At 73.8% G+C, this 13,382-nt stretch carries 14 protein-coding genes and 1 pseudogene; 13 read left to right on the top strand and 2 right to left on the bottom strand.

Translation table 11 applies throughout. The features are described 5' to 3' along the window. Nucleotides 1-1,125 carry an FUSC family protein gene (locus ABZU74_RS30100; RefSeq protein WP_355430882.1) on the bottom strand — a complete coding sequence of 375 codons (1,125 nt, stop codon included), beginning with the start codon at nt 1,123-1,125 and terminating at the stop codon, nt 1-3. Between the two features lie 305 nt (nt 1,126-1,430). Further along, entirely contained in the window at nt 1,431-2,060 is a 630-nt protein-coding gene (locus tag ABZU74_RS30095) for a TetR/AcrR family transcriptional regulator (protein WP_355430879.1), read from the bottom strand. A gap of 66 nt (nt 2,061-2,126) precedes the next feature. Between ABZU74_RS30095 and ABZU74_RS30090 the strand changes: the two genes are divergently transcribed. The 13 genes and pseudogenes from ABZU74_RS30090 to ABZU74_RS30030 all read left to right on the top strand — a co-directional run. Then, complete coding sequence (locus ABZU74_RS30090; protein WP_355430876.1) at nt 2,127-3,290, top strand: FAD-dependent oxidoreductase; 1,164 nt, start codon at nt 2,127-2,129, stop codon at nt 3,288-3,290. Nucleotides 3,291-3,534: 244 nt separating this feature from the next. Further along, on the top strand, nt 3,535-4,317 hold the full coding sequence (locus ABZU74_RS30085; RefSeq protein ID WP_355430874.1) for a DUF3153 domain-containing protein: 783 nt from the start codon (nt 3,535-3,537) through the stop codon (nt 4,315-4,317). Nucleotides 4,318-4,458: 141 nt separating this feature from the next. Next, entirely contained in the window at nt 4,459-4,794 is a 336-nt protein-coding gene (locus ABZU74_RS30080) for a hypothetical protein (RefSeq protein ID WP_354942767.1), read from the top strand. A gap of 13 nt (nt 4,795-4,807) precedes the next feature. Beyond that, on the top strand, nt 4,808-5,416 hold the full coding sequence (locus ABZU74_RS30075) for a glycine zipper family protein (RefSeq protein ID WP_355430871.1): 609 nt from the start codon (nt 4,808-4,810) through the stop codon (nt 5,414-5,416). After that, complete coding sequence (locus tag ABZU74_RS30070; protein WP_355430868.1) at nt 5,413-6,111, top strand: carboxypeptidase regulatory-like domain-containing protein; 699 nt, start codon at nt 5,413-5,415, stop codon at nt 6,109-6,111. The genes ABZU74_RS30075 and ABZU74_RS30070 overlap by 4 nt, the downstream gene beginning before the upstream one ends. Nucleotides 6,112-6,134: 23 nt before the next feature. After that, complete coding sequence (locus ABZU74_RS30065) at nt 6,135-7,397, top strand: phage tail sheath subtilisin-like domain-containing protein (RefSeq protein ID WP_355430865.1); 1,263 nt, start codon at nt 6,135-6,137, stop codon at nt 7,395-7,397. Between the two features lies 1 nt (nt 7,398). Next, nucleotides 7,399-7,881 (top strand): phage tail protein, encoded by a 483-nt coding sequence (locus ABZU74_RS30060; protein ID WP_354974675.1) that lies wholly within the window; start codon nt 7,399-7,401, stop codon nt 7,879-7,881. Nucleotides 7,882-9,067: 1,186 nt separating this feature from the next. Continuing rightward, nucleotides 9,068-9,319, top strand: coding sequence for a hypothetical protein (locus tag ABZU74_RS30055; RefSeq protein ID WP_355430862.1), 252 nt, complete (start codon nt 9,068-9,070; stop codon nt 9,317-9,319). Next, on the top strand, nt 9,319-10,227 hold the full coding sequence (locus tag ABZU74_RS30050; RefSeq protein WP_355430859.1) for a hypothetical protein: 909 nt from the start codon (nt 9,319-9,321) through the stop codon (nt 10,225-10,227). The genes ABZU74_RS30055 and ABZU74_RS30050 overlap by 1 nt, the downstream gene beginning before the upstream one ends. Then, entirely contained in the window at nt 10,224-11,816 is a 1,593-nt protein-coding gene (locus ABZU74_RS30045) for a contractile injection system protein, VgrG/Pvc8 family (protein ID WP_355430856.1), read from the top strand. The genes ABZU74_RS30050 and ABZU74_RS30045 overlap by 4 nt, the downstream gene beginning before the upstream one ends. Beyond that, nucleotides 11,816-12,154, top strand: a complete 339-nt coding sequence (locus ABZU74_RS30040; protein WP_355430853.1) for a hypothetical protein — start codon at nt 11,816-11,818, stop codon at nt 12,152-12,154. The genes ABZU74_RS30045 and ABZU74_RS30040 overlap by 1 nt, the downstream gene beginning before the upstream one ends. Further along, nucleotides 12,151-12,585, top strand: a complete 435-nt coding sequence (locus ABZU74_RS30035; RefSeq protein WP_355430850.1) for a GPW/gp25 family protein — start codon at nt 12,151-12,153, stop codon at nt 12,583-12,585. The genes ABZU74_RS30040 and ABZU74_RS30035 overlap by 4 nt, the downstream gene beginning before the upstream one ends. Next, nucleotides 12,582-13,382: pseudogene (locus ABZU74_RS30030) on the top strand (putative baseplate assembly protein); the annotation flags it as partial. The gene ABZU74_RS30035 and the pseudogene ABZU74_RS30030, both read left to right, overlap by 4 nt.

Raw genomic sequence — 13,382 nt, 5'->3', positions numbered from 1 at the left:
TCAGACCGGTGGGAGGCCGAGGGCGTCGTCGACCCGAGCGAGGACGGCGGCGTCGTCCTCCGGGTTGACGCCGCGCAGCAGGTCGATGGCCGTGGCCCGCACCTGACCGATGATCATCGCCAGGGGGAGGGTCTGGGTGGAGCCGAAGAGCTGCCCGGCGATGTGCACCGCGGCCAACGCCGACTCGTCGGCCCGGGTGGCGTGCTGGTCGGCGGTCTCCTCCTGCCCGTCCAGGTCGGCGGCGAGGGCGGCACCGGCCGCACGGACCGCCTCGGCCAGTGACCGCAGGGCGGCGCCCAGTTCGGGCGGGGCCGGGGTGTGCAGCCGGCTGAGGGTCACCCCCGCGCGGGCCAGCACCCGGACGTTGCGGACCGCGTAGTCGATCTGCCGGATCGACTCGTCCACCGAGCGCAGCCGACCGATGTGCCGACGTCGACGGAGGTTGAGCCGCAGCGCCTCACCGGCGGCCAGCACACCGTCGCGCAGCCCGTCCACCCGGGCGTCCATCCCCCGCGCCTGCCTCAGCGCGGCGACCGCCGCCGTCTCGTCGCGGTCGTCCAGCGCGTCGGCGATCCCGCCCAGCAGCCCGGCCAACTCGTCGAAGGTCCGCCGCACCTCGGCGACCAGCGGCGCCAGCGGACGGCGGGCGTCGACCAGCAGGCTGGCCGCGAGGGCGACCACGCCGCCGACCAGCGCGTCAACGAAGCGGAACGGCACCAACGACCCGTCCGGGGGTGCGACCACCACCAGGTACAGCGCGGAGACCGCCGCCTGCACCAGCGTCACGCCGGTGGCGCCGAACGCCACCGCGAGCAGGACGGTGAGCAGGATGACGGTGAAGACCGTCCAGGTGCTGCCCGGGCCGAGCGCCTGCACCACCAGGTCCGCGACGAGCACCCCGGCGGCGACCCCGAGGACGACCTCGACGGCTCGGCGGATGCGCTGCCCCCGGGCCTGGCCGAGGACGATCAGCGCGGCGGCCGGCGCGAAGAAGGGCTGCGGGTGCCCGAGCAACCGGGTGGCCATCAGCCAGGCCACGGTGGCCGCCACGGTCGCCTCCAGCACCGGCCGCCAGCCGTGCCGCAGCCGTCCGCCGGCCGTCCGCACGCCGCTGAACCGCACCATCGCCCAACCTCTCCCACCCACGCCGGCCGGCCCGCCGCCGTCGAGCGCGCGACACCACGCCGCCGCTCACCGCAGCACGCCGTCCCCTCCCCCTGTGGAGCTGATGCCGCGAACGCATCAGGCTCGATGTCGTAAACGATTCAGCTCCAGAGGGCCGGCCCCACGGCACCGTGCCGGCGGCCCACGGCGTCCCGAGGCGATCGTCTCCCATCCCACGTCGCACCTGATCACCGGGCTGCTCCATGGTCCTGCGCGGCGTGCCAGCGCGCCGCGCTGCCGGGCCTGCGAGCCGTTCGCCGGTCGGGTCAGCTGCCGGTGAGGGCGCGTAGCAGCGTACGGACGGCGGCGCCCAGGTCGGCGCGGCTGGCCGCGGTACCGGGCTGTGGGGCGCTGAGCGCGCCCGCGCCGGCCAGCCGGTCGAAGAGCAGCCCGTCCACGAACGCGACGAACTGGTCGCCCTGCCGATCGGGGTCGGTGGCCCCGGCCCGGGTCAGCAGGTCCCGGGCCTGCACCCGCAGGCCCGTGCCGTGCTGCAGGATGCTCCGCAGCTCGGGCCGGTGCACCGCCTCCAACAGGCAGGCGTAGCGGGCGAGGCTTCGGCTCCGTCCGACGCTCAACCAGCGGTCGAGCACCTCGGCGACGCCGGCGGCGAGCGCGTCGAGGTCGTCGCCGTCGAGCCGGGGGGCCGACGTCGGGGGTGGCGGGCCGGTCGGCAGGTCGTACGCGGCCAGGTCGGCCCGGTCCCGTTCGGCGAGCCGTCCCACCACCGCCTCGATCAGGGCCTGGCGGGTCCGCAGGTACGCGGAGGTGGTGCCCGGCGGCATTCCGGCGCGGCCGTCGACCGCCCGGTGGGTCAGGGCCCGCATGCCACCGTCGGCGATCAGTTCGATGGCCGCGTCGGTAAGCGTCGCGATCCGGTTCGCCCGCGCCGTCATGGCACTCCTCCTTCCCTGGGTCCGCAGGTAGTATCACTCTTCTACAGCTGTAGAAGGAGAATCGACATGGACGACTCACACGCGGTGGTGGTGGGCGCCGGCATCGGCGGGTTGAGCGCGGCGCTCGCCCTGCACCGGCACGGCTGGCGGGTCACCGTCCTGGAGCGCGCCCCCGAAATGCGCGAGGTCGGCGCCGGCCTGAGCCTGATGGCCAACGCCGTGCGCGGGGTGGACGCCCTCGGCCTCGGCCCGGCCCTGCGCCGAGGTGGACACGGTGAGGCGCCCGGTGGAATCCGCAACCGGCACGGCCGGTGGGTGTCCCGGGTGGACGCCTCGGAGATGATCCGGCAGCTGGGCACCACGGCGCTCGGCGTGCACCGGGCCACGCTGCACCGCACCCTGCGCGAGGCGCTGCCCGCCTCGTCCCTGCACACCAACGCCACGGTCCAGCACGTCGAGTCCGGCCCGGACCGCGCCGAGGTGCACTACCAGGGGCCCGACGGCCCGCACACGGTCACCGCCGATCTGGTGGTCGGCGCCGACGGCCTGCGCAGCCGGGTCCGCGCCCAGCTCTGGCCGCAACACCCCGGCCCGGTGTACGCCGGATCGACGACGTGGCGGGCGGCCATCGCGTTTCCCGATCCGATCCCGGCCGCCATCACCTGGGGGCCGGGAGCCGAGTTCGGCATGGTGCCGATCGGCGACGGCCAGCTCTACTGGTACGGCGCACTGAACGCCCCGCCCGGCGGTCACGCCCCCGACGAGCTGGCGGCCGTGCGGGAGCGCTTCGGCGACTGGCACGACCCCATCCCGGCGCTGCTCGCGGCAACCCCACCCGACGTCGTGCTGCGCAACGACATCCACTACCTGGCCGAGCCGCTGCCCTCGTACGTGCGGGGCCGGGTGGCGCTGCTCGGCGACGCCGCTCATCCGATGACACCCAACCTCGGGCAGGGCGCCGGGCAGGCGATCGAGGACGCGGTGGTGCTCGGCGCGGTCTGCGCCGGCGGCGCCGAGGGAGTGCCCGCCGCCCTGGCCGCGTACGACGCGCAGCGTCGACCACGCAGTCAGTCCGTTGCCCGTGCCTCCTACGTCGCTGGGCGGTTCGGACAGCAGCTGCGCAACCCGATTGCCGTCGCGATGCGCAGCATCGCGTTGCGACTCACCCCGGGCCGGGTGGCCCTGCGCAGCATGGCCCGCTACGCGGACTGGCGACCGCCCGCGGGCTGAGCCGGCGGTCGCACGGCGACCGGGTGCGGTGGCCCGTCGGGATCCACCGGCATGACGCACGCGACAATTCTCCTCCGACCAGATGACGGTCGACGAGGAACCATCGTGGCCCCAAAGCTCCAGAATAGTCATTCGAGTCGCCGTCCGAGCTAATCAAAGGCGACAGCGCGCCGGTACAATCGGCGACTTCGTTGTGACCGATCGCTGACTGCTGATGATGAAAGCGATCACACACACTGAGCCCATGAACAGGAGAGTCAACCGCGGTAGGGCACTCCGCGTCGCGGTGTGCCTCCTTCTTCTCGCCGCGCTCAGCGGCTGCATGCAACTCAACATGGGGTTGACAGTCAACGCCGACGACACGGTCGACGGGCAACTCCTGCTGACCGCCCAGAAGTCGGTCCTGAGCGGGCGTAACAAGAACCTCCCGGTCGCCTTCGCGGAGTTGCGGCAGAACATCCCCGCCCTACCGGCGGGCGAGGAGACGCTTTACCAGGACGACACTTTCTACGGCTCCCAGATCAGTTACCGAAAGGCGCCGCTGGCCGGTTTCGACACCGAAAGTGTGAAACTGGTCAGGGACGGCGACCTGTACCGCTTCACGCTGCCGCTCGATCCCAAGAAATATGGCGGAAAGGTTGCGGAGCAGAATCCGCAGAACCAACAGGCGTTCCTCAAGCTCATGTCGTTCGAGATCTCGGTGACATTTCCCGGCCGGGTGATCGACAGCAATGGCACCGTCAACGGCCGTTCGGTCAGTTGGAAGGTCGATCCCAACCAGGAGAAGCCGGCCGAGCTGCGCGCCGTGGCCGAGGCGCCACCTCGACCGTCCACCTCGCCGGTTGCCGCCGGCGAGGAGGACGACGGCGGGTTCCCCTGGCTGCTGGTCGTCGGCGGTGTCCTCCTCCTGCTGCTGGTCGCCGCGGTGGGCGTACTCCTGCTTCGCCGCCGTCACCCCGCGGCGCCGGCTGCGCCCGGTCCGACCCCGCCGCCGGGCCCGCCCGCCGGCGCCCCGGGGCCCGGCTGATCCAACTGGTGGCCGGCTCAGCCGGCCACGCCCGGCCCCGGCCGCCCCCGAAACGACGGCGACCGGCCCCGGTGCCCCCGACGGGCACCGGACCTCACCACCACCACATCCCGGTCGCACCATCGCAGAAGGGGGATCGTCATGAACGATCTCTTCACCTGGGCAGCCCTGGGGACCATCGCCGGCGCGAGCGCCGCCACCCTGCTGGCCACCAACGTCATCGGCGGGCTGATCGGCCCGAGCGGCGACAAGCTCCGCAAGTGGATCGCCATCGCCATCGCGCTGCTGCTGTCCTACCTGACCGCGGCGTTCGCCGACGACGCCGGCGGCGAGAAGTGGGTCATCGCCTTCTTCAACGCGCTCGTCATCTTCTCCGCCGCGCTCGGCGTCAACCAGTTCCCGCCGGGCAACCGGCAGGCGACGCCGACCCAGGTCGCGAGCGGTCGCGAGCCCCGAGTCTTCCGTTCCTGGGTCTGAGAGGGGTGCCGTCATGGTCTTCGGAATTCTCAGCGCGGCCATTCAGGTCGGCTTCGGCGCCCTGCTCGGCTTCCTCGCCGGTGGCCCGATCGGGCTGCTGATCGGCGCCGTCGTGGGCCTGGTCGTCGGCGCGGTCTTCGGCTGGTCGGTGGCCTCCGCCGGGGTGTACGCCTCGGACGCCCGCGGCATCTTCCTCTTCGTCGTCGACCACACCTGGAGTCTGCTCAACACGGTCGTCGGCGCCATCTACCTGACCGTGCACCTGATCTTCGGGCACTCACTGGACCGGCCCACGTCGCTGGGCAGCGGTCGGGTCAGCGTGGTGGAGGGGGTCTCGCCCCGCTACGCCACCACCATCGGCACCGTCTGCGCCGGCTCCAGCTCGGGCATCCAGCGGCACGAGGACGTGCACATCTTCCAGGGTCGCCTGCTCGGCCCGCTCTACATCCCGCTGGTGCTGGCCAACTACGTCCTGTTCACCATCGCGCCGGTGTGGCTGCTCTACCACGACCACACCAACGCGCCGATCAACCGCTTCACCAGGTACTTCGAGATCGGCGTCTACCCGCACGTGTGGAACGAGGCCATCGCGTACCGGATCCAGGGGACGCCGCCGCGATGAGCACCCACGGGCGCGGACCGATCGAGACCGCCACCGCCGAACTGGTCGCCTGGGTGACCAGCGCGGCGGGGGAACCCGTCCCGGTCGGTCCGCCCCGCGCGTGCGACGACGCCGACGGGCTCACCCTCTGGCCCCTCGAACTGCGCCCGGCCCGGCAGACCCGCTCCAGCGGCGCGGTCCGCGAACCGTACCGGTTCACGGTCCGCCACCTGCTCTGCGTCACCGGGCCGGCCGGGCTGCCCCGGCTGGACCGGGTGCTGACCGCCGCGACAAGCGAGGGCAGCTACCCGGTCCTGCTGGAGGCCGGCGATCCCCCACTGTGGCTGGCCTTCGGCACGGCGCCCCGACCGGCGCTGCTGATCGACGTGGCGGCGCAGGTGGACCACCCGACTCCGGCCGCGCCGCCGGTGCTGCAACCGCTGCGGTTGCGGCAACTCGACGTGCGCAGCCTCACTGGGCGGGTGGTCGGCCCCCAGGAGCAGCCACTGGCCGCGATGCGGGTCGAACTGCCCGCCACCGGGTCCGCCGCCCGCACCGACACCGAGGGCCGGTTCCTGATCGTCGGCGTCCCGCACGACCCCGAGCACCCGAGCCCGGTCCGGTTGCGGCTGACCGGACGCGGGCTGGTCCTCACCGCCGACGTCGACCCGGCCGAGGACGACATCGTCATCGTCTGCGCGCCACCGACCCACTGACATTCACCCGCACAGGAGGACCGATGCCCAGTTACTTCTCCCCCGGCATCTATGTCGAGGAGGTCCCCAGCGGCGCCCGACCGATCGGGCCGGCGAGCACCAGCATCGCCGCCTTCGTCGGCGTCGCCCCGGACCGCTCCGCCCACCTGGGCAAGGCGGTGCCGGTCAACAACTGGACGGAGTTCCTGCGGCTCTTCGCCGCCGGCGAGCGGCTGGAGAGCACCGCGCTGGCCCGGGCGGTCTTCGGCTTCCTGGACAACGGGGGCGCCCGGTGCTGGGTGGTGAACGTCGGTGAGGGCGGCGCGATCACCGGCACCGGGCAGCGGCGCGGCGGTCTGCAACTGCTGGAGGCCGTCGACGAGATATCCATCATCGCCGCACCCGGCTTCCACGACGTGGTGTCCCACGAGGCGCTGCTCAGCATGGCCGAGCGCACCCGCACCATGGTCGCGATCTGCGACCCGGCGCCGGACATCGACGACATCTCCGCGTTGACCCGGGTCGCCACGCCATCCTCCGGCAAACCCCCCAAGCCCGCCGAGGGTACGGGCGGCGGCGCGGCCGGTGGTCCCGGCGGCGGCGCGGCCCAGCCGGGCGGCTCCGGGGGCCACGAGGGGGCCGCCTATCGGCCGCGACAGTCCGAGTTCGGCGCGTTCTACTACCCCTGGCTGCGGGTACGCGACCCGATCAGCGGCGAGTTGGAACTCACCCCGCCGAGCGGGCACCTGGCCGGCATCTGGGCCCGCACCGACGCCCTGCGCGGGGTGCACAAGGCCCCGGCCAACGAACCCGTGCGCGGCGCCGTCGACCTGGGTTACCTGGTCACCCGACCGGAACACGACGTGCTCAACCCCAAGGGCGTCAACGTGATCCGCTACTTCGCCGGCGAGGGCATCCGCGTCTGGGGCGCCCGTACGCTCGCCGCGGAGGCCAGCGAGTGGCGCTACCTCAACGTCCGACGCCTCAGCATCGCCATCGAGCAGGCCATCGCCAACGGCACCCGGTGGATGGTGTTCGAGCCCAACGACTTCACCCTGTGGCGCTCGATCCGGCGCGACATCGGGGCGTTCCTCACCCGGGTGTGGCGCGACGGCGCGCTGCTGGGGCGCAGCCCCGAGGAGGCGTTCTTCGTCAAGTGCGACGAGGAGACCAACCCGCCGGAGGTCCGCGACGCGGGCATGGTGATCGCCCACATCGGCATCGCGGTGGTCAAGCCCGCCGAATTCGTGGTGTTCAAGCTGAGCCAGTGGGCCGGCGGCACCGAGACCGAGACGATCGGAGGCTGACATGCCGACCACCGCCACTCCGCAGCCCGGCGCCCCGGTCGACCCGTACCGGGCGTACAACTTCCGACTGCTCATCAACGGCGTCACCAACGGCCACTTCACCGAGATGACCGGGCTGGAGGTGAACATCCCCGGGCAGCCGTACCGGGAGCACGGCCTGGGCCGGATGCGGATGGTGCCCGGGCAGGCCGAGTACGAGCCGGTGACGCTGCACTTCGGCCTCACCGCCTCCCGGGAGTTGTGGGACTGGGTGAACGCCACCGCCCAGGGCACCCTCAACCGCCGCAACGTCTCGGTGGTGCTGCTCGACTCGGTCGGGACTGCCGAGGTGCTGCGCTGGAACCTGATCGAAGCGTGGCCGACCCGCTGGCGCGGCGCGCACCTCAACACCCTCAGCCACGAGATCGCCATCGCCTCGTTGACCCTGCGCTACGAGGGCCTGGAGCTGGAGACCGGCGGTGCCACCGCGCCGACGCCCGCGTAGCTGGCTGGCCGGCCGGCTGCGCTCGGCGGCCGGGGCGGTGCAGCGCCTCGCCGGTCGGGTCGAGCCTGCCGGACACCTCCCGCCACCGTCGGCGACGCCCGCGCCGACACCACGCCGTTTCGGAGAGCCTCCGCAGCACTGGCTGGATCTGGTCGCCGCCCACGCGCCCGGCCTCCTGCACGACCTGGACCTCGATCCGTCCCCAGCCGGCAACGCCAAGCTCGGGGCCGGGGACGGCGGGCAAAGTGAATCGACGCTTCAGGTCGACGCCGACGGCGCGGACCCGGTCGCGAACGCCAAGCTCGGCGGGTCCGGCCGGTTCGGCAGGTCCGGCGGGCTCGCCGGGTCCGCCAAGCTCGGCCGGTTCGGCAGCGAGGGGGACGCGGGCGGCCCCGGCAGCGCGCGCGGCGTCGGCGGGCGCGGTCCCGGTGCGAGCGGGGACGCGGGGTCGACCAGGTCGGGTGCCGGGAGCCGGACCGGCGGGTCGGGCCGCCCATCGCGGGCTGGTGACCAGCCCGACGGTACGGGGATCGGTGCCGACGGCCCATCCGGCGGCCGGGTGCCTTGGCCCAGCTCGGACGGACCAGTCCCGCCGACCGAATCAGCCATGCCGGACGTGCGAACCCGGTCGGACGCAGCGACAGGGCCGGCGGGACCGGGTGCGGCGGTGCCTCCGGCACGGGAGGTCGCTCGGGGCAGCGCCACGGCCGCCGACGGCGGCGGTCTGCCCCGGTCGGACGGAGGCTCGCAGCCCGTCCGCTCCATGGTCTTCGGGCCGCCCGGCTCGCCGAGTGACCACCCGCACCGGACGGACGCCGAAGCCACCCGAGCCACTACACACCCGTCCCTCGACGCACGGTGGTCGGGTGAGGTCGACGATGGTTCCAGGCATCCCCCGGGCTCGTCCCCCGCACGGCCCGGCGCCGCCCGGCTGTCGGGTGGTGGCGACGGGTTCCGAGGCGACTCGGCGGACAGTCAGGCCCGGCCCGAAAAGGACCAGCGCGAGCACGCGCGTGGTGACACACCGAGCGCGAGCCGGACGTCGCGAGTGGACCCAACGGCGGCGGTGAGGGCGTCGGCCGGGCGACCGGCCTGGCCGAACCCGGGCGGGGCCGACGCCTCCTGGACCGGCTCGACGGCGACGAGCGCCGGGGACACGTCGACCTCCGGGCGCAGGGACCGCGTCGTGGACTTTGCACCCTGGCCGGCCCTGCCCGGCGAACCGGTGCCACCCGGGCGCCGAGCCGCGCTGCGCGACGCCGGAACGGCCGGCGGCGGCCGAGCGACGGACCTCGACGGACCACCACTCGACGTGGCGGTGACTGGCGTCGACCCGTGGCCGGCGCTGCCCGACGACACCGCACTCTGGTCGGTCGCCGGTGCGGCGGTGGACACCGCACAGCTGACCCGACTCGACCGGGAACAGGCGGGCTACTGATGGAACGCGTCGCCTTCCTCATCGACTCCTCCGGGGAACGGGTGGACTGCCTGCTCAACCCGGAGACCGTGCAGGTGACCCGGCTCGCCGGCGTACGTCAACGCGGCGCCGGTGGCGGGCAGCTCACCGGGTCCGGTTTGGCCGACGATCCGCTGGTCTTCACCGGCGGTGGCCGCACCGAACTGGTGCTCGACCTGCTCTTCGACGTCGACTTCGTGGAGGCGCAACTGCGTCCGGCCGACGTCCGGGTGCTCACCCGTCCGCTGTGGATGTTGGCGGAGAACTCCACCGCCGAGCACGGTTGGTTGCGGCCGCCGCTGGTCCGGTTGGTCTGGGGCAAGACCTGGAACGTGCCCGGTGTGATCATCGCGGTGGCGGAACGCTTCGACGCGTTCACCGGCACCGGGTCGCCGCGGCGCTCCTGGCTGCGGCTGAAGCTGGTCCGCGCGGCCGAGACGGCCGATCAGGCCGAGGCCGGCTTCGCCGAGGAGCTGGCCGCCGCGAGCACCCCGACCGCAGCGCCGGGCAGCGCGCTGATCGCCGCCGGTGACGGCGCGGCCGAGCCGGGTCGCTCCGGTGTGCGCTTCGACCTGCTGGCCAACGACGCGCTCGGCTCGCCGCTGCGCTGGCGGCTGCTGGCCGAACACAACCGGATCACCGATCCCCTCGCCGTGCCGGCCGGCACCACCCTCGCCGTCCCACCGGCCGGACCGCCCGGTGGCGGTGGGCCGACGGTGGCGGGTGCGGTGGCAGGCGTCGCGCGGGCGATGGCCGGCGCGGTAGGTGCCGGCGCGGCGTTCGTGGGCGCCTCCATCGCCACCGCGCCCGCAGCCTGGGGCCCGACGGCCGGATCGTCGACCGGGCCCACCCCGACCGGCACGCACCCAGGCCCCGGGGGTACGCCGTGACCAGCATCGCGCCCCGGGCGTTGATCGTCCTGCTCGACGGCGTCGAGCTTGCCGGCGCGGCCCGTCAGCGGGTCCGTTCGCTGCGGGTGGCGGCCCGCCTCGACCAGCCCACCCAGGCCGAGCTGGTGCTCGCCACCACCGCCGGGCCCGGCGCGTTCGACCCGGCGGTACGCCCCGGTACGGCGCTCGACGTACGGCTGGCCGACCACGCGGACACTCTGTTCGCCGGTGAGGTCACCTGCGTGGAGGTGGAGTACGCCGCCGACGGGGCGGCGGTGCTGCGGCTGCGGGCGTACGACCCGCTGCACCGGCTGCGCAAGCGGCAGGGATTGCGGGTCTTCACCTCGGTGACGGCCGCCGAGCTGGCCCGGGAGCTGTGCGGGGCGGTGGGGTTGGCGGTGACCGCCGAGGTCGACGGCCCTCGGCTGGAGCGGCTGCTCCAGCACCGGCACAGCGATCTGGAGTTGCTGCGCGAGGTGGCCGGACGGGCCGGGCTGCACCTCGCCGCCGACGGCGACGGCGTCCGGCTGGTCACCCTCGCCGGCTACGGGGAGCCGGTCGCGTTGACGCTCGGCGCGGGGGTGCACACCCTGCGGCTGTCCACAAACACCGACCAGGCCAGCGGGGCCAGCGCGGCCCTGGGCTGGCACCCGCAGCGGGCCGAGGTGATCAGCCAGCAGGTCGACGAGGCGCGCTGCGGTCGGCCCGCCGCCGACCGCCCGGATCCGGCCGACGTGGGCGCCGACGGCGTTCGCACCGCCGTGGACCAGCCCGGCCGCAGCGACGACGAGTTGGCGGCGGTGGCCCAGGCCCGGCTGGACACCCGGGCGGCGACGCTGGTCACGGCCGAGGGGGTGGCCGAGGGCGATCCGGCGCTGCGGCCGGGCCGCCGCGTCGACCTCGGCGGGGTGCCCGACCCGGTCGCCGGGGCGTACGTGCTGACCGAGGTGGTGCACACAGTGGACGCCGACGGGCACCTGACCCGCTTCTCCACGGTGCCGCCAGCGACCCCGGCCACCCCGACCGGCGGCGCGGTGGTCACCCTCGGCACCGTCACCGACGTCGCCGACCCGGACGGGTTGGGCCGGGCCCGGTTGACCCTGCCGGCGTACGGGGACCTGGACGCCGGCTGGCTCGCCGTGCTGTGTCCCGGGGCCGGGCCGGGCAAGGGTCTGGTGGCGCTGCCCGATCCGGGCGACACCGTGCTGGTGGTGCTGCCCGGCGGCGAGCCGGCCTCGGGCATCGTGCTCGGTTCGCTGTTCGGCGCCGTCGAGCCGTACGACACGGGCATCGACGACGGCAAGGCCCGCCGTTGGACGATGCGCACCGCCGGCGGGCAGTCGATCGTCGTCGACGACGTGCGACGGAGCCTGCGGCTGGCCACCGAGGGCGGCAGTTTCCTGGAGTTGACCCCCGACCTGCTGACCCTGCACGCGGCGTCCGACCTGGTGATCTCCGCACCCGGCCGGGCCATGGTGGTGCGCGCCCGCAGCGTGGACTTCCTGCACGCCGACTCGACCGAGGACCCGACCACCGCGGCGGAGCAGGCCCGTTCGCTCGCCCGCGCCCACCACGAAGGAGGCGGCTGATGCGCTGGATCCACCGCGACTCCGTGATCACCTGCGATCACGACGGCCGGGTCGAGAACCGACCCTCGCGGCAGTGGGTGACAGTCACCGGTGTGCCCGTGCTCGTCGACGACGACCCGGAGGGACGCACGATCACCGCCTGCCCGAACTACGGCCCGACCATCAAGCCGTGCACGACGACGCTGACCGTCCGGGTCGGCTACAGCGACTGGGTCCGCGTCGACGGGCACCGGGTGGTGTTGTCGCACCTGGAGGGGTTCACCAATGGCACGCCGCCGGGGCTGGTCAAGCACACGGTGCGCGACCCGGGCCAGGGGTTCCTGGGGGCGGACCGATGAGGGCCTTCCGCTTCGTCGGTGCCGGCTTCGACGCCGGCCGTTCCGGTGGGTTGGCGCTCACCGCGGCCGGCGGCCTGGCGATGGCCGAGGGCGACGAGAGCGTACGGCAGGCGTTGTTCCTGCTCCTGTCGACCACGCCGGGCGAGCGGCTGATGCGACCCGGGTACGGCTCCCGACTACACCGGTTGGTCTTCGCGCCCAACGACGACACCACAGCCGGTCTGGCCATCCACTACGTCCGGCAGGCCATCGCCCGGTGGGAGCCCCGGGTCGAGGTGATCGACGTGGACGCCGGGCCGGACCCGGACGACGCGTGGCGGTTGGTGATCCGGTTGGACTACCGGGTGCGGGCCAGCCTGACACCCGGGCAACTGGTCTTCTCCGTGGACCTGCTCCCGGCCGACGAGCCCGCCCAGGGAGGTCGATCATGACGCTGCCCGTGCCGCACCTGGACGATCGCGGCTTCCTCGACCTGGTCACCGAGGCCCGGGAACGGATCCGGCAGTCCTGCCCGGGTTGGACCGACCTGTCGGCGCACGACCCCGGCATGGCGCTGGTGGAGGCGTTCGCGCACCTCACCGAAGTGATGATCTACCGGCTGAACCAGTTGCCGGAAAAGGCGTACGTGTCGTTCCTGAACCTGCTCGGGGTCACCCGGCACGCGCCGACCGCCGCCTGGGCGGACGTCCGGTTCACCCGTACCGGCACCGACCGCGGCGCGGTCCGGATCCCGGCCGGGCTGCGGGTCGCGGCGGCCCGGGGCGCGGACCCCCGGCCGGTGGTGTTCGTCACCACCGAGCCGACGCTGCTGCCCGACGACGAGACGTCGGTGACGGTGCGGATGCACCACTGCGAACCGGTCGAGGCGGAGCTGCTCGGGGTGGGCACCGGCCAGCCGGGGCAGGTGCTGCGCGCGGCGCACGCGCCGCTGGCGCACACCGCCGAGGCGCTCGACCTGCTGCTCGGGGTGGAGGTGCCGGCCGGCACTGTCGAGCTGGGCGTGGCAGCCCGCGAGCACGACGGTCGCACGTTCGAGATCTGGCAGCCGGTGGAGAGCTTCGCCGGGCTTGGCCCGCAGGCCAAGGCGTACCTGGTCGACCGCTGCTCGGGCACTGTCACCTTCGCCCCGGCCTTCGACCTGCGACCTCCCGCCGGGACGCGCCCGAACGGCGAGGTCACCGCCGACGCGACCGCACCGGCGGGCGCCGCGCCGCCGGTGACGGTCGCG

Source organism: Micromonospora sp. NPDC005171 (assembly GCF_040608575.1).
Classification (GTDB): Bacteria; Actinomycetota; Actinomycetes; order Mycobacteriales; family Micromonosporaceae; genus Micromonospora.
This window is presented reverse-complemented; position numbering and strand designations above follow the sequence as displayed.

Coding starts and splice junctions, on each gene's coding strand:
- ABZU74_RS30100 (WP_355430882.1), bottom strand. CDS start 1,125: ATGGTGCGGTTCAGCGGCGTGCGGACGGCCGGCGGACGGCTGCGGCAC.
- ABZU74_RS30095 (WP_355430879.1), bottom strand. CDS start 2,060: ATGACGGCGCGGGCGAACCGGATCGCGACGCTTACCGACGCGGCCATC.
- ABZU74_RS30090 (WP_355430876.1), top strand. CDS start 2,127: ATGGACGACTCACACGCGGTGGTGGTGGGCGCCGGCATCGGCGGGTTG.
- ABZU74_RS30085 (WP_355430874.1), top strand. CDS start 3,535: ATGAACAGGAGAGTCAACCGCGGTAGGGCACTCCGCGTCGCGGTGTGC.
- ABZU74_RS30080 (WP_354942767.1), top strand. CDS start 4,459: ATGAACGATCTCTTCACCTGGGCAGCCCTGGGGACCATCGCCGGCGCG.
- ABZU74_RS30075 (WP_355430871.1), top strand. CDS start 4,808: ATGGTCTTCGGAATTCTCAGCGCGGCCATTCAGGTCGGCTTCGGCGCC.
- ABZU74_RS30070 (WP_355430868.1), top strand. CDS start 5,413: ATGAGCACCCACGGGCGCGGACCGATCGAGACCGCCACCGCCGAACTG.
- ABZU74_RS30065 (WP_355430865.1), top strand. CDS start 6,135: ATGCCCAGTTACTTCTCCCCCGGCATCTATGTCGAGGAGGTCCCCAGC.
- ABZU74_RS30060 (WP_354974675.1), top strand. CDS start 7,399: ATGCCGACCACCGCCACTCCGCAGCCCGGCGCCCCGGTCGACCCGTAC.
- ABZU74_RS30050 (WP_355430859.1), top strand. CDS start 9,319: ATGGAACGCGTCGCCTTCCTCATCGACTCCTCCGGGGAACGGGTGGAC.
- ABZU74_RS30040 (WP_355430853.1), top strand. CDS start 11,816: ATGCGCTGGATCCACCGCGACTCCGTGATCACCTGCGATCACGACGGC.
- ABZU74_RS30035 (WP_355430850.1), top strand. CDS start 12,151: ATGAGGGCCTTCCGCTTCGTCGGTGCCGGCTTCGACGCCGGCCGTTCC.